The 18,049-nt window shown below is 62.1% G+C and carries 13 protein-coding genes and 1 pseudogene; 2 read left to right on the top strand and 12 right to left on the bottom strand.

Features of this window, described 5'->3' with window-relative positions; genetic code table 11:
* Positions 1 to 36: 36 nt before the first annotated feature.
* The 9 genes from M5B98_RS09420 to arcD (M5B98_RS09380) all read right to left on the bottom strand — a co-directional run bounded on the left by M5B98_RS09420 (position 37) and on the right by arcD (M5B98_RS09380) (position 12,037).
* Positions 37 to 1,413, bottom strand: a complete 1,377-nt coding sequence (locus M5B98_RS09420) for an L-serine ammonia-lyase (protein ID WP_085730271.1) — start codon at positions 1,411 to 1,413, stop codon at positions 37 to 39.
* Between the two features lie 75 nt (positions 1,414 to 1,488).
* Positions 1,489 to 4,341 carry an aminomethyl-transferring glycine dehydrogenase gene (gcvP, locus tag M5B98_RS09415; RefSeq protein WP_248742552.1) on the bottom strand — a complete coding sequence of 951 codons (2,853 nt, stop codon included), beginning with the start codon at positions 4,339 to 4,341 and terminating at the stop codon, positions 1,489 to 1,491.
* Positions 4,342 to 4,351: 10 nt separating this feature from the next.
* Entirely contained in the window at positions 4,352 to 4,735 is a 384-nt protein-coding gene (gene gcvH / locus M5B98_RS09410; RefSeq protein WP_007951190.1) for a glycine cleavage system protein GcvH, read from the bottom strand.
* Positions 4,736 to 5,039: 304 nt separating this feature from the next.
* A complete protein-coding gene (locus tag M5B98_RS09405; RefSeq protein WP_114885058.1) occupies positions 5,040 to 6,548 on the bottom strand; it encodes a sigma-54-dependent transcriptional regulator in 1,509 nt (502 codons plus the stop codon).
* A gap of 261 nt (positions 6,549 to 6,809) precedes the next feature.
* Positions 6,810 to 7,172 (bottom strand): DUF5064 family protein, encoded by a 363-nt coding sequence (locus M5B98_RS09400; protein WP_085709636.1) that lies wholly within the window; start codon positions 7,170 to 7,172, stop codon positions 6,810 to 6,812.
* A 64-nt stretch (positions 7,173 to 7,236) separates the two neighbouring features.
* The gene (arcC, locus tag M5B98_RS09395; RefSeq protein WP_248739185.1) at positions 7,237 to 8,166 is read right to left on the bottom strand and encodes a carbamate kinase; all 930 of its coding nucleotides are present in this window, start codon (positions 8,164 to 8,166) and stop codon (positions 7,237 to 7,239) included.
* A gap of 72 nt (positions 8,167 to 8,238) precedes the next feature.
* Positions 8,239 to 9,249 (bottom strand): ornithine carbamoyltransferase, encoded by a 1,011-nt coding sequence (locus M5B98_RS09390; protein WP_025126828.1) that lies wholly within the window; start codon positions 9,247 to 9,249, stop codon positions 8,239 to 8,241.
* Between the two features lie 69 nt (positions 9,250 to 9,318).
* Positions 9,319 to 10,575: an arginine deiminase gene (gene arcA / locus M5B98_RS09385; RefSeq protein ID WP_248742551.1), complete on the bottom strand. Its 1,257-nt coding sequence runs from the start codon at positions 10,573 to 10,575 to the stop codon at positions 9,319 to 9,321.
* Positions 10,576 to 10,609: 34 nt separating this feature from the next.
* Positions 10,610 to 12,037 (bottom strand): arginine-ornithine antiporter, encoded by a 1,428-nt coding sequence (gene arcD / locus M5B98_RS09380; protein WP_248742550.1) that lies wholly within the window; start codon positions 12,035 to 12,037, stop codon positions 10,610 to 10,612.
* 437 nt (positions 12,038 to 12,474) lie between these two features.
* On the opposite strand from arcD (M5B98_RS09380), the gene arcD (M5B98_RS09375) reads away from it, so the two are divergent.
* Positions 12,475 to 13,902, top strand: coding sequence for an arginine-ornithine antiporter (arcD, locus tag M5B98_RS09375; protein WP_248742549.1), 1,428 nt, complete (start codon positions 12,475 to 12,477; stop codon positions 13,900 to 13,902).
* Positions 13,899 to 14,750, top strand: coding sequence for a DNA-3-methyladenine glycosylase family protein (locus M5B98_RS09370; protein WP_248742548.1), 852 nt, complete (start codon positions 13,899 to 13,901; stop codon positions 14,748 to 14,750). Before arcD (M5B98_RS09375) ends, M5B98_RS09370 begins: the two co-directional genes overlap by 4 nt.
* 13 nt (positions 14,751 to 14,763) lie before the next feature.
* Here M5B98_RS09370 and M5B98_RS09365 read toward each other — a convergent pair whose 3' ends face one another.
* The 3 genes and pseudogenes from M5B98_RS09365 to M5B98_RS28795 form a co-directional block, all read right to left on the bottom strand.
* Positions 14,764 to 16,113, bottom strand: coding sequence for a CoA transferase (locus tag M5B98_RS09365; protein WP_248742547.1), 1,350 nt, complete (start codon positions 16,111 to 16,113; stop codon positions 14,764 to 14,766).
* A gap of 38 nt (positions 16,114 to 16,151) precedes the next feature.
* Positions 16,152 to 16,907 (bottom strand): methyl-accepting chemotaxis protein, encoded by a 756-nt coding sequence (locus tag M5B98_RS28800; protein ID WP_371320921.1) that lies wholly within the window; start codon positions 16,905 to 16,907, stop codon positions 16,152 to 16,154.
* Positions 16,908 to 17,009: 102 nt separating this feature from the next.
* Positions 17,010 to 18,017 (bottom strand): annotated as a pseudogene (locus M5B98_RS28795) (HAMP domain-containing protein); the annotation flags it as partial.
* Between the last annotated feature and the right edge of the window lie 32 nt (positions 18,018 to 18,049).

Raw genomic sequence — 18,049 nt, 5'->3', positions numbered from 1 at the left:
TCACACCAACCCTCTCCCGGCGGGAGAGGGGGCTAATTAACACTCGATAATGTTGACCGCCAGACCGCCGCGGGCGGTCTCCTTGTATTTGCTTTTCATGTCGGCGCCGGTCTGGCGCATGGTGCGGATGACCTTGTCGAGGGAGACGAAGTGCTGCCCGTCGCCGCGCATGGCCATGCGCACGGCATTGATCGCCTTGACCGAGCCCATGGCGTTGCGCTCGATGCACGGCACTTGCACCAGCCCGCCAATCGGGTCGCAGGTCAGGCCGAGGTTGTGTTCCATGCCGATTTCAGCGGCGTTTTCCACTTGTTGCACGCTGCCGCCGAGGACTTCGCACAACGCGCCGGCCGCCATCGAACAGGCCACGCCGACCTCGCCCTGACAGCCGACTTCGGCGCCGGAGATCGAGGCGTTTTCCTTGTACAGAATGCCGATGGCCGCCGCGGTGAGCAGGAAGCGCACCACGCCGTCATCGTTTGCGCCGGGAATGAAGCGCATGTAGTAATGCAGCACCGCAGGAATTATCCCCGCCGCGCCGTTGGTCGGTGCCGTGACCACGCGCCCGCCGTTGGCATTTTCTTCGTTGACGGCGAGGGCGTAGAGGTTGACCCAGTCCAGCACCGACAGCGGATCGCGCAGCGACGATTCCGGGTTCTTGCACAGTTGCCGGTGCAACGCCGCCGCCCGCCGTTTGACCTTCAGGCCACCCGGCAGAATGCCTTCGTTGCGACAGCCGGCAGCCACGCAGTCCTGCATCACTTGCCAGATTTTCAGCAGGCCGGCGCGGGTTTCCGCTTCCGGGCGCCAGGCGCTTTCGTTGGTCAGCATCACCTGACTGATCGACAGCCCATAAGTGGCGCAGTGACCGAGCAAGTCCTTGGCACTTTTGAACGGGAAGGTCAGCGGTGTGGCGTCTTCGACGATACGGTCGGCACCGGCCGCGTCTTCGTCGACCACAAAACCGCCGCCAACCGAGTAGTACTCGCGGCTGCGGATCTGCAATCCCGCCGCATCGAAGGCACGGAAAATCATGCCGTTGGGGTGATAGGCCAACGGTTTGCGGATCATTGCCAGATGTTCTTTCTCGTTGAACGCAATGCTGTGTTCACCGAGCAGGTTCAAACGCCCGCTGCCGCGAATCTGCGTGAGACGTGCGGCGACGGTTTCGGTATCCACGGTATCCGGGTGCTCACCTTCCAGGCCCAGCAGCACGGCCTTGTCGCTGCCGTGACCCTTGCCGGTGGCGCCGAGGGATCCATACAGCTCGACCCTGACGCTGGTGGTGGCCGACAACAGGTTTTCCCGACGCAGGCCTTCGACGAAGCGCGCAGCAGCGCGCATCGGGCCGACGGTGTGGGAGCTGGAGGGGCCGATGCCAATCTTGAACAGGTCGAACACGCTTAACGACATGGTTGTTCTCCGGTTTCTTGTTATAGGCACATCAGGCACACATGAAAGGGGCGGGCGAACCCGCCCCCTTACAGGTCAAGCGTAGCTTTCGATCGACGGGCAGGCGCAGACCAGGTTGCGGTCGCCGAACACGTTGTCGACGCGACCGACCGGCGGCCAGTACTTGCCTTCGATCAACGACGCCACCGGGTACACCGCTTGCTCGCGGCTGTACGGGTGAGTCCACTCGCCAACCAGCTCTGCGGCGGTGTGCGGTGCGTTCTTCAGCGGGTTGTCGTCCTTGTCCAGAGTGCCGTTTTCCACTGCGCGGATTTCTTCGCGGATGCGGATCATGGCGTCACAGAAGCGGTCCAGTTCTTCCTTGGATTCGCTTTCGGTCGGTTCGATCATCAGCGTGCCGGCCACCGGGAACGACATGGTCGGGGCGTGGAAACCGAAGTCGATCAGGCGCTTGGCGACGTCATCGACGCTGATGCCGCTGCTGTCTTTCAGTGGGCGCAGATCGAGGATGCACTCGTGCGCCACCAGACCGTTGCTGCCGGTGTACAGCACCGGGTAGTGCTCTTCCAGGCGACGGGAAATGTAATTGGCATTGAGGATCGCCAGTTGCGAAGCGCGCTTCAGGCCTGCGCCACCCATCATGCGAATGTACATCCAGGTGATCGGCAGAATGCTCGCGCTGCCGAACGGCGCCGCGCAGACCGCGCCTTCCTTGCGTTCCATGTGGCCATGGCCCGGCAGGAACGGGGTCAGATGCGACTTCACGCCGATCGGGCCGACACCCGGGCCGCCACCGCCGTGCGGAATGCAGAAGGTCTTGTGCAGGTTCAGGTGCGAGACGTCGCCGCCGAACTTGCCCGGTGCGCAGAGACCGACCATTGCGTTCATGTTGGCGCCGTCGATGTACACCTGGCCGCCGTTGTCGTGAATGATGCCGCAGATTTCGCGGATGCCTTCTTCGAACACGCCGTGGGTCGACGGGTAGGTGATCATCAGCGCGGCGAGGTGTTCGCGGTGCTCGATGGCCTTGGCGCGCAGGTCTTCGATGTCCACGTTGCCACGGGCGTCGCAGGCGGTCACGACCACGCGCATGCCAGCCATGTTGGCGGTGGCCGGGTTGGTGCCGTGGGCGGACGACGGGATCAGGCAGATGTCGCGACGGTCTTCGCCACGGCTCTGATGGTAGGCACGGATCGCCAGCAGGCCTGCGTATTCACCCTGGGAACCGGCGTTCGGCTGCAGCGAGATCGCGTCGTAACCGGTGGCGGCGCAGAGCATCGCTTCCAGTTCATCGGTCAGTTGCTGGTAACCGGCGCTTTGCTCGGCCGGGGCGAATGGGTGCAGGGCGCCGAATTCGGCCCAGGTCACCGGGATCATTTCGCTGGCAGCGTTGAGCTTCATGGTGCAAGAGCCCAGCGGAATCATGGTGCGATCCAGAGCCAGGTCCTTGTCCGCCAGTTTGCGCAGGTAGCGCATCAGCTCGGTTTCCGAGTGATAACGGTTGAACACCGGGTGGCTGAGGATCGGCGACTGACGCACCAGTGCGGCTGGAATAGTGCTCTGCACAGCAGCGGCGAGGGCGGCGAAATCAGGCAAAGCCTTGCCGTGGGCGAACAGGCCCCACAGGGTTTCGATGTCGGCCTGGGTGGTGGTTTCGTCGACCGACAGACCCAGACGCTGGGCATCGATCACCCGGAGGTTGATCTGTTGGGCGCGGGCCTTGTCGTGCAGCGCAGCAGTTTGCGCGCCGGTGGACAGGGTCAGGGTGTCGAAGAAGCTGGTTTGCTCGACGGTCACGCCCAGTGCGCTCAGGCCCTTGGCCAGGATCGCGGTCAGGTGATGCACACGGTTGGCGATCCGGGTCAGGCCTTTCGGGCCGTGGTACACGGCGTACATGCTGGCGATGTTGGCCAGCAGCACTTGCGCGGTGCAGATGTTCGACGTGGCCTTCTCGCGGCGGATGTGTTGCTCGCGGGTCTGCATTGCCAGACGCAGGGCCGGCTTGCCGAAACGGTCAACCGAAACACCGACCAGACGGCCCGGCATGTCGCGCTTGAACGCATCTTTGGTGGAGAAGTAAGCCGCGTGCGGGCCGCCGAAGCCCAGCGGCACGCCGAAACGTTGAGCGCTGCCGATGGCCACGTCCGCGCCGAATTCCCCCGGCGGGGTCAGCAAGGTCAGGGCCAGCAGGTCAGCGGCTACGGCTACCAGTGCGTTGGCTGCGTGGAAGCGCTCGGTCAGTTCGCGGTAGTCGAACACATCACCGTTGCTCGCCGGGTATTGCAGCAGGGCGCCGAAGAACGGTGTCACGTCGGTCAGTTCACGCTCGTCGCCGACCACCACTTCAATGCCCAGCGGCTCGGCACGGGTGCGCAGCACGTCGAGGGTTTGCGGGTGGCTGTGGATCGAGGCGAAGAACTGGTGGCTGCCCTTGTTCTTGCTCAGGCGTTTGCAGAAGGTCATGGCTTCGGCAGCGGCGGTGGCTTCGTCGAGCAGGGACGCGTTGGCGATCGGCAGGCCGGTGAGGTCGCTGATCAGGGTCTGGAAGTTCAGCAGCGCTTCGAGACGGCCCTGGGAAATTTCCGGCTGGTACGGGGTGTAAGCGGTGTACCAGGCCGGGTTTTCCAGCAGGTTGCGCAGGATCGGCGACGGCGTGTGGCAGTTGTAGTAGCCCTGGCCGATGTAGGTCTTGAACAGTTGGTTCTTGCCGGCGATGCCTTTGATCATTGCCAGGGCATCGGCTTCGCTCAGGCCATCGTCGAGGCCGAGCACGCTGGTGCCCTTGATGCTTTCCGGGATGACGCTCGCGCTCAGGGCTTCGAGCGAGTCGAAGCCGAGGCTGTTGAGCATGGCTTGCTCGTCACCGGCGCGCGGGCCGATGTGACGGGCGATGAATTCGTTGGCGGTGCCGAGATTAACTTGGGTCATGTCAGGTTCCTCAGGCTTCGGCTTGGGCTTTGATCAGACGGTCGTAGGCGTCCTGATCCAGCAGCTTGGCGACGGCGGAAGCGTCGGCTGGCTTGAAGCGGAAGAACCAGCCTTCGCCCAGCGGATCTTCGTTGACCAGTTCAGGGCTGTCCTCGAGGGCCGGGTTGGTGGCCAGGACTTCCCCGTCCAGCGGCATGTAAACGCCGCTCGCGGCTTTTACCGATTCCACGGTGGCGGCTTCGGCGCCTTTCTCGTAAGCCTGCAGTTCAGGCAGTTGCACGAACACCACGTCGCCCAATGCGTTCTGCGCGAAAGCGGTGATGCCAACGGTGACAGAACCATCGGCTTCGGCGCGCAGCCATTCGTGATCTTCAGTAAAACGCAACTCGCTCATGGAATCTCCTAAGGGCCAGACTCGTCTGGTGGACGCAGTGGATTACTTGGGCGGTAATGCCCTGATTTTATGAACGGTTACTTAGCAAGAACGCGGCCAACGTAAAAATATCGTTATAAATCAGTGAGTTGATATTTTATCGATGGGCTTTGAGGGTGGGGCTTGTAGCGAAATCGCTACAGCTCGGGGCGAAGAAAAAAGCTGAAGCGGATCAAAGCCTTGCACGGCGGTGATCGGAGAAGGGTGTAGCGATATCGTTCCGCTGTAGCGCTTTCAGTACAGATGGAGGTCGCTTTTGGCGGGGTCAGGCTTTTCCCGGAATCCCGTACTTGCGCAGCCGATGGGCAATCGCCGTGTGCGAAGTCTGCAGGCGGCCGGCCAGTTGGCGGGTCGAGGGGTAGCTGACGTAGAGTTTTTCCAGCAGCGATTTCTCGAAGGCTTCCACCGCTTCTTCCAGACTGTCGACGTCGGTGTCGGTCTGCCGCGCCACGGAGGTGCCGGCGATGTCGAGGTCGCCAATGTCTACCAGGCTGCTTTCGCAGATGGCGGCGGCGCGGAAGATCACGTTCTGCAATTGCCGCACGTTGCCCGGCCAGCGGTTGCCGAGCAGCGCCGGATAGGTGCCGGGCGCGAGGCGGCAGACCGGGCGCTGGATCTGCGCGCAGGCCTGCTGCATGAAATAGCGCGCCAGCAACAGAATGTCCTGACCGCGTTCGCGCAACGGCGGCACTTCGACGTTGAGCACGTTGAGGCGGTAGAACAGGTCTTCGCGGAACAGGCCTTCGCTGACCATTTTTTCCAGGTCACGGTGGGTCGCGCTGAGGATCCGCACATCGACTTTGACTTCTCGATCACCGCCCACCCGACGGAAGCTGCCGTCGTTGAGGAATCGCAGCAGCTTGGCCTGCAAGTACGGCGACATCTCGCCGATCTCGTCGAGAAACACCGTGCCCTGGTTGGCCAGTTCCATCAGTCCCGGTTTGCCGCCCCGTTGTGCGCCGGTGAAGGCGCCGGGGGCATAGCCGAACAGTTCGCTCTCGGCGAGGTTCTCCGGCAGGGCCGCGCAGTTCAGCGCCAGAAACGGTGCGTTGTGCCGGGCGCTGATGGCGTGACAGGCGCGGGCCACCAGTTCCTTGCCGGTACCGGTTTCGCCCTGGATCAACAGCGGTGCGTCGAGTGCCGCCACCCGTTGCGCCCGGGCCTTGAGGGTGCGGATTGGCGGCGATTCGCCGAGCAGCGCATCGAAACCTTCGGCATGGTCGTGGTGCAGCGCCGAGAGCTGTTCGCCGATGCGGTTCGGTTGATACAGGGTCAGCAGGGCGCCGGCGTCGGTGATCGGCGTGGCATCCAGCAACAAGGTCTGGCCGTTGACCGTGATCTCCCGCAGCGGCAAGCGAAAGCCCTGTTCGAGCAGGGTTTCGAGCAGGCCCGGATCGTTGAACAGCTCCGAGACACTTTCACCCGCCGGCTCGCGACCGTACAGGGCGATCAGCGCCGGGTTGGCCAGCAGCACCTTGCCGGCGCTGTCGAGGGCCAGCACCGGGTCGGTCATCGCCGCGAGCAACGCGTCGAGCTGCAAGTGCCGACGCTGGCCGGGGAGGATGTCGACCACCACCACGGCTTCCACGCCGCGCACCCGGAACAGCGCATCTTTCAGTTCTTCGAGCACTTGCGGGCTGAGGGTCGGGGCGTCGATGTAGACGTTGGGCGGGACCATTTCCACCGCATCCAGATTGAGATTGCGCCCACCGAGAATCGCCAGGACTTCCTGGGTGATGCCGACGCGGTCGATGAAGCTGACGTGGATACGCATGGGGCGGTTCTGGGTTCTGGAGTGCGGAGGGGGGCAAGTATGCCTTAAATCAAAAGCCCCCTCACCCCAGCCCTCTCCCGGAGGGAGAGGGGGCCGACCGAGGTGTCTTGCGTGATACATCGACCTGAAGAATCGAGGCGATTATGGATTCGATAAGGCAGGATCAGGTCGGCGTAGCTCTGAAGCATCCCCCGGTCAGCGCCCTCTCCCTCCGGGAGAGGGCTGGGCGGGCGGCGTTCCGATGAGGGGAAGCTTTTGGGGTCACTCGAAATGCTCTGGATTGACCGGATCCCCGGATTTCATATTCAACTGCGTACGAATGTCTTCAAACATCAAATCGTAATGTTTGTGCACCGAGCCGATCTGGCTGTGGCTTTTGGGGATGCCGTATTTTTCGGCAATCTGCGTCACGTTGCGCGCGAAGTTGTAGGCCTCTTCCTTGGGCAGAAAGAACGGTTCGTTGACCTCTTTGCCCTGGATGCTTCCAACCAGCCGGAACTGTATCCCTTTGCCTTTTTGCGGATCCTGCGACACCTCGTATTCGAGGCGGATGTTGTAGTTGACGTCATCTTTGGTCAACGCGTGCCGCTCGATGTGCAAATGACCGGGTTCGAACTGGGCCATGGTGTTCTCTCCTTTCAAGGCATGGGAGAAGGGCAGACCTGGAGTCTGCCCCAGTATTTCTTTTTTATCGGTAGGTGATGCCGGGTTTCGAGGTGCTCACCCGCGTACCGGCGGTGCCCTGGACGATGGCTTCGATGTCCGCCAGCGAACCGATTACCGCGACCTTGCCAGTATGGCGTGCAAACTCGCAAGCTGCCTGCACCTTCGGCCCCATGGAACCTGCGGCGAAGCCCAGGCGTTCGAGTTCGTCCGGGTGGGCCTGGGCGATGGCTTTCTCGGTGGGTTTTTTGAAGTCGATGTACGCCGCGTTGACGTCGGTGGCGATTACCAGCAAGTCCGCTTCCAGCTGTTCGGCGAGCAGTGACGAGCACAGGTCCTTGTCGATGACCGCCTCAATGCCTTTGAGGTTGCGCTTCTCGTCGTACATGGTCGGGATGCCGCCACCGCCGGCGCAGATCACGATGCTGCCCTTGTCCAGCAGCCACTTGATCGGGCGGATTTCGAAGATGCGCTTGGGTTTCGGGCTGGCCACCACGCGACGGTATTTGTCACCGTCGGCCTTGACCACCCAGCCTTTCTCTTTGGCCAGGCGCTCGGCTTCTTCTTTGGCATAGACCGGGCCGATGAATTTGGTCGGATCCTTGAAAGCCGGATCCTTGGGATCGACTTCGACCTGGGTGAGCAGGGTGGCGAACGGGACTTCGAAGTCCAGCAGGTTGCCCAGTTCCTGTTCGATGATGTAGCCGATCATGCCTTCGGTTTCGGCACCGAGCACGTCCAGAGGGTAGGCTTCATCGGGTTTATAGGAGAGGCCCTGCAACGACAGCAGGCCGACTTGCGGGCCATTGCCGTGGGCGATGACCAGTTGATTGCCGGGGTGGATCTTGGCGATTTGCTCGGTGGCGATGCGGATGTTGGCGCGCTGGTTGTCAGCGGTCATCGGCTCACCACGGCGGAGCAGGGCGTTACCGCCCAGAGCTACGACGATACGCATAATGCAGTCCTTTCAGAATTCGGTGAGCCTGCGGGGCAGCCTTCGGCGGCGCCCGCAGGTCAAGGGCAACGCTTAAAGATCAGCCAGGGTCGATACCAGAATCGCCTTGATGGTGTGCATGCGGTTTTCCGCTTGCTCGAAGGCGATGCAGGCCGGCGACTCGAACACGTCATCGGTCACTTCGATGCCGTTGGCCAGGTGCGGATACTGTTCGGCGATCTGTTTGCCGACCTTGGTATCGCTGTTGTGGAACGCCGGCAGGCAGTGCATGAACTTGGTGCGCGGGTTGCCGGTGGCTTTCATCAGTTGTGCGTTGACCTGGTACGGCAGCAGTTGCTCGATGCGCTCGGCCCAGGCTTCAACCGGTTCACCCATCGATACCCAGACGTCGGTGTGGATGAAGTCCACGCCTTTGACGGCGGCTTTCGGGTCTTCGGTCAGGGTGATGCGGGCGCCGCTTTCTTCTGCGTATTTCTTGCAGCGCTGCACCAGATCATCGTGGGGCCACAGGGCTTTCGGCGCGCAGATGCGCACGTCCATGCCGAGTTTGGCGCCGACCAGCAGCAGCGAGTTGCCCATGTTGTTGCGAGCGTCGCCCAGGTAGGCGTAGCTGATCTCGTGGATCGGCTTGTCGGCGTGCTCACGCATGGTCAGCACGTCGGCGATCATCTGGGTCGGGTGATATTCATCGGTCAGGCCGTTGAACACCGGCACACCGGCGAACTTGGCCAGCTCTTCGACGATTTCCTGCTTGAAGCCACGGTACTCGATGGCGTCGTACATGCGACCCAGCACGCGGGCCGTGTCCTTCATGCTTTCCTTGTGGCCGATCTGCGAGGAATTCGGGTCGATGTAGGTGACGTTGGCGCCCTGGTCATAGGCGGCGACTTCAAACGCGCAGCGGGTGCGGGTCGAGGTTTTTTCGAAGATCAGGGCGATGTTGTTGCCCTTCAGGTGTTGCTGCTCGGTGCCGGTGTACTTGGCGCGCTTCAGGTCGCGGGACAGGTCGAGCAGGTAACGCAGCTCACGTGGGGTGTGGTGTTCCAGGCTGAGCAGGTTACGGTTGTGAATGTTGAACGCCATGATGATTCTCCTTGGATTCGGTAATCGGCCCGGCCGCTACAGGGTCAGTGCGGCCGGGGAGATGGTCGTTTAGTAGTCGATTGGGTCGCGCACGATCGGGCAGGTCATGCAGTGGCCGCCGCCACGGCCACGGCCCAGTTCGCCGGCGCTGATGGTGATGACCTCCACGCCAGCCTTGCGCAGCAGGGTGTTGGTGTAGGTGTTGCGGTCGTAGCCGATGACCACGCCCGGTTCCACGGCCACCACGTTGTTGCCGTCATCCCATTGCTCGCGTTCGGCGGCGAAGCTGTTGCCGCCTGTTTCCACGACGCGCAGGTTCGGCAGGTTCAGCGAGTTGGCCACGACTTCGAGGAACGTTTTGTTCTCCCGTCGTACGTCCAGACCGTAAGGTTTGCTTTCGTCAGGACGGATGATGAACGGCACGATTTCCTTGACCACTTCCGGGAAGACCGTGACCAGGTCGCGGTCGCAGAAGCTGAACACGGTGTCCAGGTGCATCGCCGCGCGGGATTTCGGCAGGCCGGCGACCACGACTTTTTCCACGGCGCCTTTGGCGAACAGCGACTGTGCGAGTTGGCCAATGGCCTGACGCGAAGTGCGCTCGCCCATGCCGATCAACACCACGCCATTGCCGATCGGCATGACGTCGCCGCCCTCGAGGGTGGCCTTGCCGTGGTCCTTGTCCGGGTCGCCGTACCAGACTTCGAAGTCGGCGCCGGTGAAGTCAGGGTGGAATTTGTAGATGGCGGTGGTCAGCAGGGTTTCCTGACGACGGGCCGGCCAGTACATCGGGTTGAGGGTCACGCCGCCGTAGATCCAGCAAGTGGTGTCGCGGGTGAACTGGGTGTTGGGCAGCGGGTCGAGCAGGAAGCTGGAGTGGCCCAGGTAGTCGCGGTACATCTTGATCACGCTGGCGCCTTCGCTGTCCGGCAGATCCTCGCCGGCCACGCCGCCGATCAGGAACTCGGCGAGCTTGCGTGGCTCCAGGCCTTCGAGCCAGCTGCGCACTTCGTTGGTCAGGCCGACGCCGACGGTGTCCGGGGTGATCTTGCGATCCAGAATCCATTTCAGCGCTTCGGGGTTGCCGACGATGTCGGTCAGCAGGTTGTGCATTTCCAGCACTTCGATCCCGCGCTCGCGCATCTTGGTGACGAAGTCGAAGTGGTCGCGCTTGGCCTGATTGACCCAGATCACATCGTCGAACAGCAGTTCGTCGCAGTTGCTCGGGGTCAGCCGCTGGTGGGCCAGACCTGGGGAACAAACCATGACTTTGCGCAGTTTGCCGGCTTCGGAATGGACGCCGTACTTAACTTTTTCCGTGGTCATTTCAGTGATCCTCCAGAGATAAAACGTTTGGCAATTACAGAGTCAGGAAGCCGTCGTAGAGACCGTAGGCCGCCACTAGGGCACCCACGACCACCGCGGCGAAAATCAGCTTCTCGACGTTGGTGAAAACCGGTTGTTTGAGTTCGAGCTTGGCCTTGGCGAACAGGATCGCGCCGGGCGCATAGAGCAGGGCCGAGAGCAGCAGGTACTTCACGCCGCCGGCGTAGAGCAGCCAGACCGCGTAGATCAGGGCGATGCCGCCGATGATCAGGTCCTTGCGCCGTTCGGCCGCGAAGCCCTCGTAACTTTCGCCGCGCACCGCCAGCAGCAGGGCGTAGGCCGCCGACCACAGGTACGGCACCAGAATCATCGAAGTGGCGAGGTAGATCAGCGACAGGTAAGTGCTGGCCGAGAACAGCGTGATGACCAGGAACAGCTGCACCATCGCGTTGGTCAGCCACAGGGCGTTGACCGGCACGTGGTTGGCGTTCTCCTTGCGCAGAAACTCCGGCATGGTGTGGTCTTTGGCGGCGGCGAACATGATCTCCGCGCACAGCAGCACCCACGACAGCAGCGCCCCGAGCAGCGAGATGATCAGGCCGACGCTGATCAGCACCGCGCCCCAGTGACCGACCACGTGCTCCAGCACGGCGGCCATCGACGGGTTCTGCAGTTTGGCCAGTTCCGGCTGAGTCATGATGCCCAGCGACAGCACGTTCACCAGCACCAGGAACAGCAGCACGGTGATGAAGCCGATCACGGTCGCTTTACCCACGTCCGAACGTTTTTCCGCCCGGGCCGAGAAGATGCTCGCGCCCTCGATGCCGATGAACACCCACACGGTGACCAGCATCATGTTGCGCACCTGGTTCATCACGCTGCCCAGGTCCGGGTTTTTCACGCCCCAGATGTCGGCGGTGAAGATGTCCAGTTTGAAGGCGAAGAGTGCGATCAGGACGAACAGCAGCAGCGGCACGACCTTGGCGACGGTGGTCACGAGGTTGATGAACGCCGCTTCCTTGATCCCGCGCAGCACCAGAAAGTGCACGGCCCACAGCAGCACCGAGGCACCAATCACGGCGGCAACGGTGTTGCCTTCACCGAAAATCGGAAAGAAATAGCCAAGGGTGCTGAACAGCAGAACGAAGTAACCGACGTTGCCCAGCCAGGCACTGATCCAGTAGCCCCAGGCGGACGAGAAACCCATGTAGTCGCCGAAACCGGCCTTGGCGTAGGCGTACACGCCGCCGTCCAGGTCAGGTTTGCGATTGGCGAGGGTTTGAAAGACGAAAGCGAGGGTGAGCATGCCGACGGCGGTGATGGCCCACCCGATCAGTACCGCACCGACGTCGGCGCTGGCGGCCATGTTTTGTGGCAAAGAGAATATCCCGCCACCGATCATTGATCCGACTACCAGGGCAACCAGTGCACCTAGTCGTAGTTTTCCGGGAGCTTCAGACATTGCATGACTCCATTGCAGGAGAGAAGAGTTCACAGCGTAGTTCTGTTGACTGTTCAAACAGCTGACATAGATCAGTGCATGGCCACATTCCATTGTTAATGAATGACTTATGAATCCACTGCAGGCATAAGGCTACTGTCTGGAAGGCCCGTCCCAGAGGCCTTTGGTCGATTTGATTGGGAATGGATCCTATTACTTTCGAGTTATCACGCTAGTTGCTTTTCAGGTTTTGGCAAATTTTTCACATCTGTTTTCAGTACAGAATTGATTTATTAGGATCGGCGCACAAAACTGACTTAACGTGCTAGGCGTTAGCGTCATCCGCTATATATAAGTGGGCGTTTGTTGGCATTACCTGATAAACGTCTTCGACTGTTAGCCGTTTAGTTAATAGTTGTTACAAATAAAACCTCACCACATCTTCCAAGGAGATTTGTATGTCGCAACCGACGCAAAAGCTGCGCCTTGGCGCGCTGATCGCCCTGGTGGTGGGTTCGATGATTGGCGGGGGGATTTTCTCCTTGCCGCAGAACATGGCGGCTCGTGCCGACGCCGGCGCCATCCTGATCGGCTGGGGAATTACGGCCATCGGGATGCTGACCCTGGCGTTCGTGTTCCAGACCCTGGCCAACCGCAAGCCGGAGCTGGATTCCGGCGTCTACGCCTACGCCAAGGCCGGCTTCGGTGACTACATGGGGTTCTCTTCCGCGTGGGGTTACTGGATCAGTGCCTGGCTGGGCAACGTCGGGTATTTCGTGTTGCTGTTCAGCACCCTCGGCTACTTCTTTCCGGTGTTCGGCCAGGGCAACACGCCGATCGCCATCGGTTGCGCTTCGGTGCTGCTGTGGGCCGTGCACTTTCTGGTGATGCGCGGGATCAAGGAGGCGGCGTTCATCAATCAACTGACCACCGTGGCCAAGATCGTGCCGCTGATCATGTTCATCGTCATCGCTGCCGTGGCGTTCAAGGCTGACGTGTTTACCCGCGACATCTGGGGCCGCAGCAACCCGAACTTCGGCGGGGTGATGGATCAGGTGCGCAACATGATGCTGGTCACCGTGTTCGTGTTCATCGGTATCGAAGGTGCCAGCGTGTATTCGGCGCGGGCCGAAAAGCGCGCGGATGTCGGCCGGGCCACGGTGATCGGTTTCATCGGCGTGCTGGCGCTGCTGGTGCTGGTTAACGTGCTGTCGCTGGGAATCATGAGCCAGCCGGAACTGGCGACCCTGCAGAACCCTTCGCTGGCGGCGGTGCTGGAACACATCGTCGGGCCGTGGGGCGCGCTGGCGATCAGTATCGGTCTGGCGATTTCGTTGCTCGGCGCGTTGCTGTCCTGGGCGCTGTTGTGTGCCGAAATCCTCTTCGCTACCGCCAAGGACAAGACCATGCCGGCGTTCCTGAAAAAGGAAAACGCCAACCATGTGCCGGTCAATGCGCTGTGGCTGACCAACGTGATGATCCAGATTTTCCTGTTGATCACGCTGTTTTCCGCCGGCACTTACACCAGCCTGATCTACCTCGCGTCGTCGATGATTCTGGTGCCGTACTTGTGGTCGGCGGCCTATGCGGTGCTGTTGAGCGGGCGCGGCGAAACCTACGAACATGCCTCGGCCGAACGCACCAAGGACCTGCTGATCGGCGGCATCGCCCTGTGCTACGCGGTGTGGTTGCTGTATGCCGGCGGGGTGAAATACCTGCTGTTGTCGGCGCTGCTGTATGCCCCGGGGGTGATCCTGTTCGCCAAGGCCAAGCATGAGCAGGGCGAGCCGCTGTTCACCACCATCGAAAAGGGGATTTTCACCTGCGTGATCGCCGGGGCCGGGCTCGCGGCCTACGGGTTGTACAGCGGCTTGCTGTCACTGTGAGGCTGCGGCTCGAATACCAGGGACCCTACGACTGGCCGGCGATGCTCGGGTTTCTCGCCGCGCGGGCGGTGGTCGGGATGGAGGCGGTGATCGATGGCGTGTATTCGCGCAGCATCGGTTTGGACGGCGTTCACGGCACGGTTTCGGTCTGGCCCGGTGACGGCGATGCGCTGGAGGTGGAACTGGATTTCCCCGATCCGTCATCGGTTCCCGAGATCATCATGCGCTTGCGTCGGCTGTTCGATCTGGACGCGGATCTGCCGACGATGCAGCGGCATTTGAAGGCAGATCCGCTGCTGGCGCGATTGATTGCCGAGCGTCCGGGATTGCGGGTGCCGGGGGCGTGGGACGGACTGGAACTGGCGTTTCGGGCGGTGCTGGGGCAGCAGATTACCGTGGTCGGGGCGATCCGGCTGGCGGGGAAACTGCTGGCGCAGTATGGCGAGCCGTTGCGTTCATCGGTGCCTGGACTGACTCACGTCTTTCCTCGGGCAGCCGTTTTGGCGAACGCCGATCTGGCGACGCTGGGCATGCCGAAAAGTCGCGGGCGCACCTTGTCCGGGGTGGCGCAAGCGTTGCTGGATGATCCGCTGCTGTTTGCCTCCGGGACCGCGCGGTTGCTGGCGCTGCACGGGATTGGCGACTGGACGGCGCAGTACATTGCGCTGCGGCAGTTGCGGGACATGGACGGGTTCCCGACCGGGGATGTGGGGTTGCTGCGAGCACTGGAGGTGCTGGAAGGGGAGCGGATGACGGCGCGGGAGTTGTCAGCCCGCGCCGAGGCTTGGCGGCCGTTTCGCGGTTATGCGGCGCAGTTGCTGTGGACATCGTCGAGTCGTGCGGATTGATATCCGCACACCTTCAAAACCATCGCGGTTGATGTGAACCCAACTCAGTGGCCGGCAATGACCACTGTAATGGCGTCCCGCTGATCTTCAAAGGCGCTTGCAGCCGATGCGCCGGCCCCCAGGGCGTCTGCTCCACCTGCGAGTTTTGATCCTGTTCATCTTCCGGCCGTAATGCTTCGTTCGTGCCCGGCTCCTGCTCGATCAACAACTTCGCCGTCCGCGCCAGCGACAGTCGAGCGGACCCACCTCGACCACTGCGTAACCTTTCAGCCAGCAACCTGATCACACTCGCCGCCATCAGATACCCCGTCGCATGATCCAGTGCCTGCACCGGCAACGGCGTCGGTTTGTCCGCCTGTTTCCAGCGCTGCCCCGCCTCGGCAATCCCGCTGCTCATCTGCACCAGACTGTCGAAGCCCCGACGGTTCTGCCATGGGCCACTCCAGCCGTAGGCATTGAGGCAGACATCGATCAGCCCCGGTGCCAGTTGTCGGCGACGTTCAGCACCGAAACCGAGGTGCTCAAGCGCATCGGCGCGATAGCCGTGCAGCAGAATGTCGGCATCCTTGAGCAAACTTTCGAACACCGCACGATCTGCCGGTTGATGCAGATCCAGTCGTGCACAGCGTTTGCCGAGGGTCACTTCCGGCACCACGCCGGGTTCGTTCCAGGTCGGCGGGTCGATGCGCAGGACATTGGCGCCGAGCCCGGCGAGAAAGCGGCTGGCGGTCGGACCGGCGAGGACGCGGGTCAGATCGAGCACCTTGAGCCCGGCCAATGGCTGCGCCACCGAGCCTTGCCAGGGTTGATGGTTTTCGTCTTTCCCGCCACTGAAATGCACCAAGGGTTCGGTATTCACCGCCAACCCTTGGGGATGTTTTTGCCACTGTTCCCAACTGCGCATTTCGGCTGCACAACCCTTGGCATCGACCACTGCTTGCTCCAGATCGGCACTGGTCCATTGCGCGACTTTCGCTGCCATGGCCGCACGGTCGGCACAGGCGCCGAGCACGCTTTCAGCGGCGGCACGATGATGCGGGGCGTTGGTGTGCAGGCGGATCCAGCCGTCCCGGGTCGCGTAGTCTCCGGCCACCGGATCCCACAGCGGCGGCACTTCCCAACCTATCGGACGCAGCGAAGTGGCGAACCAGAACGAGGCGAGGCGGCGGTCAATTTCTACGCCGGGCAGTTGGCCGGTCTGCTGCCGGAGCAATTCGCCGACCGCGTGCCCGGCCGCGGCAATGCTCGCGCAGGCAAGGTCGGTGACGGCAAACGTCGAGGGCAGGGCGCCCTCGGCGGTGAACGGAATCGGCGTGTGGGGCAAGCCGAGTGCGGCTTGAATGGACGTGAGCAGATCAGTCATCAAAGGCCCTCCGGGAGAGGGCCTGATCATAGATCAAATCAGACGCGGAACTGATCCATCAATTTCATCTGCTGACTCGCCAGAGCATTCAACTGGCTGCTGATCGCCGCCGATTCGGTGGCCTGTTCGGTCAGGGTTTCAGTGACGGTACGAATGGCCGAGACGTTGCGGTTGACCTCTTCGGCCACGGCGCTTTGTTGTTCGGCGGCGCTGGCGATCTGCAGGTTCATGTCGCTGATGACGGTGACCGCGTCGCTGATCTTGCCGAGGGCGTCCACGGCCTGGCGGATCTGTCCGGCGTTGTTGTGGGCCTGGGTCTGGCTCGAATGCATGGTCGCGACCACGCCGCGGGTGCCGGTCTGGATGCGTTCGATCACCACGCGGATCTCCTCGACCGAATCCTGAGTGCGCTTGGCCAGGTTACGCACTTCGTCGGCAACCACCGCGAAACCACGACCGCTTTCACCGGCACGGGCTGCTTCGATGGCGGCGTTCAGCGCCAGCAGGTTGGTCTGTTCGGCGATGCTGCGGATCACTTCCAGCACCGAACCGATCTGCTCGCTGTTGACCGCCAGTTCTTCAACCTCGGTCACCGCTTTGCTGACTTCGTCGGCCAGTTGATTGATGTCGCGGGTACTGCGCTCGATGATCGACATCCCGTCCTTGGCCGACTGATCGGCGCCCTTGGCGGCATTGGCAGCGTTCGAAGCGCTGTTGGCCACGTCGTGGGCGGTGGCGCTCATTTCGTTGGACGCGGTGGCAACCTGATCGATTTCGCGGAACTGCACCTGCATGCCTTCGCTGGTCTGGCGGGCGATTTCCGACGACTGATCGGCGGTGCCACGGGCTTCGGTGATGCTTTGTTTGATCTGGGCGATGGTCGGTTGCAGCTTGTCGAGGAAGCGGTTGAACCAGTTCACCAGTTCGCCGAGTTCATCCTTTTTGGTGTAGTTCAGGCGCTGGGTCAGATCGCCTTCGCCGCTGGCGATGTTCTTCAGCATCTCGGCGACGCTGTTGATCGGCCGGGTCACGCCCGAGGCGGTAAGCCAGATCAGCACCAGGCCGATCAGGCCGGCGATCACGGCCACCGCCAACGCGGTCATCACGCCGGTTTGCTGAGCGTCATCGAGCACCGCTTGCAGCTTGACCGAGTCGGCCAGCAGCACTTGTTTTGGCAGGTCGATGACCACGCCCCAGGCGCGGGAGTTGCCGATCGGATCGACCGGGTAAACGGCGCGGATCAGGTCGCCCTGTTCGAGAATCTTCGGTGTGCCGGCGCTCAGCAGTTGCAGGATGTCCTTGCCTTCGGCGCCGAGAGTTTCGGCGATGCCTTTGCCGACTTTGGTCGCGTCGGTGCTGTAAGCACCGAGCACGCCGCTGCCGGAGACGATCAGCATGTGCCCGGCACCGTTGAACAGTTCACGTTGGGAACCCACGGCCGCCGCTTGCAGGGCGTCGAGGGCGATGTCGATGCCGACCACGCCGATGGCCTTGCCGTCCACCAGCAGCGGCACGGAAATGGTGGTCATGAGCATTTCTTTGGTGCCCACGGTGTCGGCGTACGGGTCGAGCAGGCAGGTGCGCTTGTTGTCGCGAGGGCAGGTGTACCAACTGTTGTAGGGCGTGCCGCTGACGCTGAGGGTGGTCTTGGTCATGTCTTCTTCGACCATGATCGTGTTCAGCGCGGAACCGGCGGCGCGGCTCCAGTAAGTGGCGAAGCGCCCGGCTTCGTTGGACTGGCGCGCGGCGTCGTTGACGAACTCGCTGTCCTTGCCGTCCAGGCCGTTGGGTTCGAAGGCCAGCCAGATGCCCAGCACCTTGCTGTTGCGCTCGAACGCGGTTTTCAGGCTCAGGTTCAATTCTTCACGCAAGGCCCCGGCGTCCAGCGAACGCTTGGCGGCCATGACGCGCATGTCCTTGATCTGGTCGGCCAGTG

Origin of the sequence: Pseudomonas sp. MWU12-3088 (assembly GCF_023242405.1) — a bacterium.
Lineage (GTDB): Bacteria > Pseudomonadota > Gammaproteobacteria > Pseudomonadales > Pseudomonadaceae > Aquipseudomonas > Aquipseudomonas kribbensis.
Note: the sequence above shows the minus strand (reverse complement) of the source record. Positions and strands in the feature narration are given on the sequence as shown.

Excerpts from the sequence above, each read along its gene's own strand:
- M5B98_RS09420 (WP_085730271.1), bottom strand. The coding sequence starts at position 1,413 with ATGTCGTTAAGCGTGTTCGACCTGTTCAAGATTGGCATCGGCCCCTCC.
- arcD (WP_248742550.1), bottom strand. The coding sequence starts at position 12,037 with ATGTCTGAAGCTCCCGGAAAACTACGACTAGGTGCACTGGTTGCCCTG.
- M5B98_RS09390 (WP_025126828.1), bottom strand. The coding sequence starts at position 9,249 with ATGGCGTTCAACATTCACAACCGTAACCTGCTCAGCCTGGAACACCAC.
- arcA (WP_248742551.1), bottom strand. The coding sequence starts at position 10,575 with ATGACCACGGAAAAAGTTAAGTACGGCGTCCATTCCGAAGCCGGCAAA.
- M5B98_RS09400 (WP_085709636.1), bottom strand. The coding sequence starts at position 7,172 with ATGGCCCAGTTCGAACCCGGTCATTTGCACATCGAGCGGCACGCGTTG.
- M5B98_RS09365 (WP_248742547.1), bottom strand. The coding sequence starts at position 16,113 with ATGACTGATCTGCTCACGTCCATTCAAGCCGCACTCGGCTTGCCCCAC.
- gcvH (WP_007951190.1), bottom strand. The coding sequence starts at position 4,735 with ATGAGCGAGTTGCGTTTTACTGAAGATCACGAATGGCTGCGCGCCGAA.
- arcD (WP_248742549.1), top strand. The coding sequence starts at position 12,475 with ATGTCGCAACCGACGCAAAAGCTGCGCCTTGGCGCGCTGATCGCCCTG.
- arcC (WP_248739185.1), bottom strand. The coding sequence starts at position 8,166 with ATGCGTATCGTCGTAGCTCTGGGCGGTAACGCCCTGCTCCGCCGTGGT.
- M5B98_RS28800 (WP_371320921.1), bottom strand. The coding sequence starts at position 16,907 with ATGCAGGTGCAGTTCCGCGAAATCGATCAGGTTGCCACCGCGTCCAAC.
- gcvP (WP_248742552.1), bottom strand. The coding sequence starts at position 4,341 with ATGACCCAAGTTAATCTCGGCACCGCCAACGAATTCATCGCCCGTCAC.
- M5B98_RS09405 (WP_114885058.1), bottom strand. The coding sequence starts at position 6,548 with ATGCGTATCCACGTCAGCTTCATCGACCGCGTCGGCATCACCCAGGAA.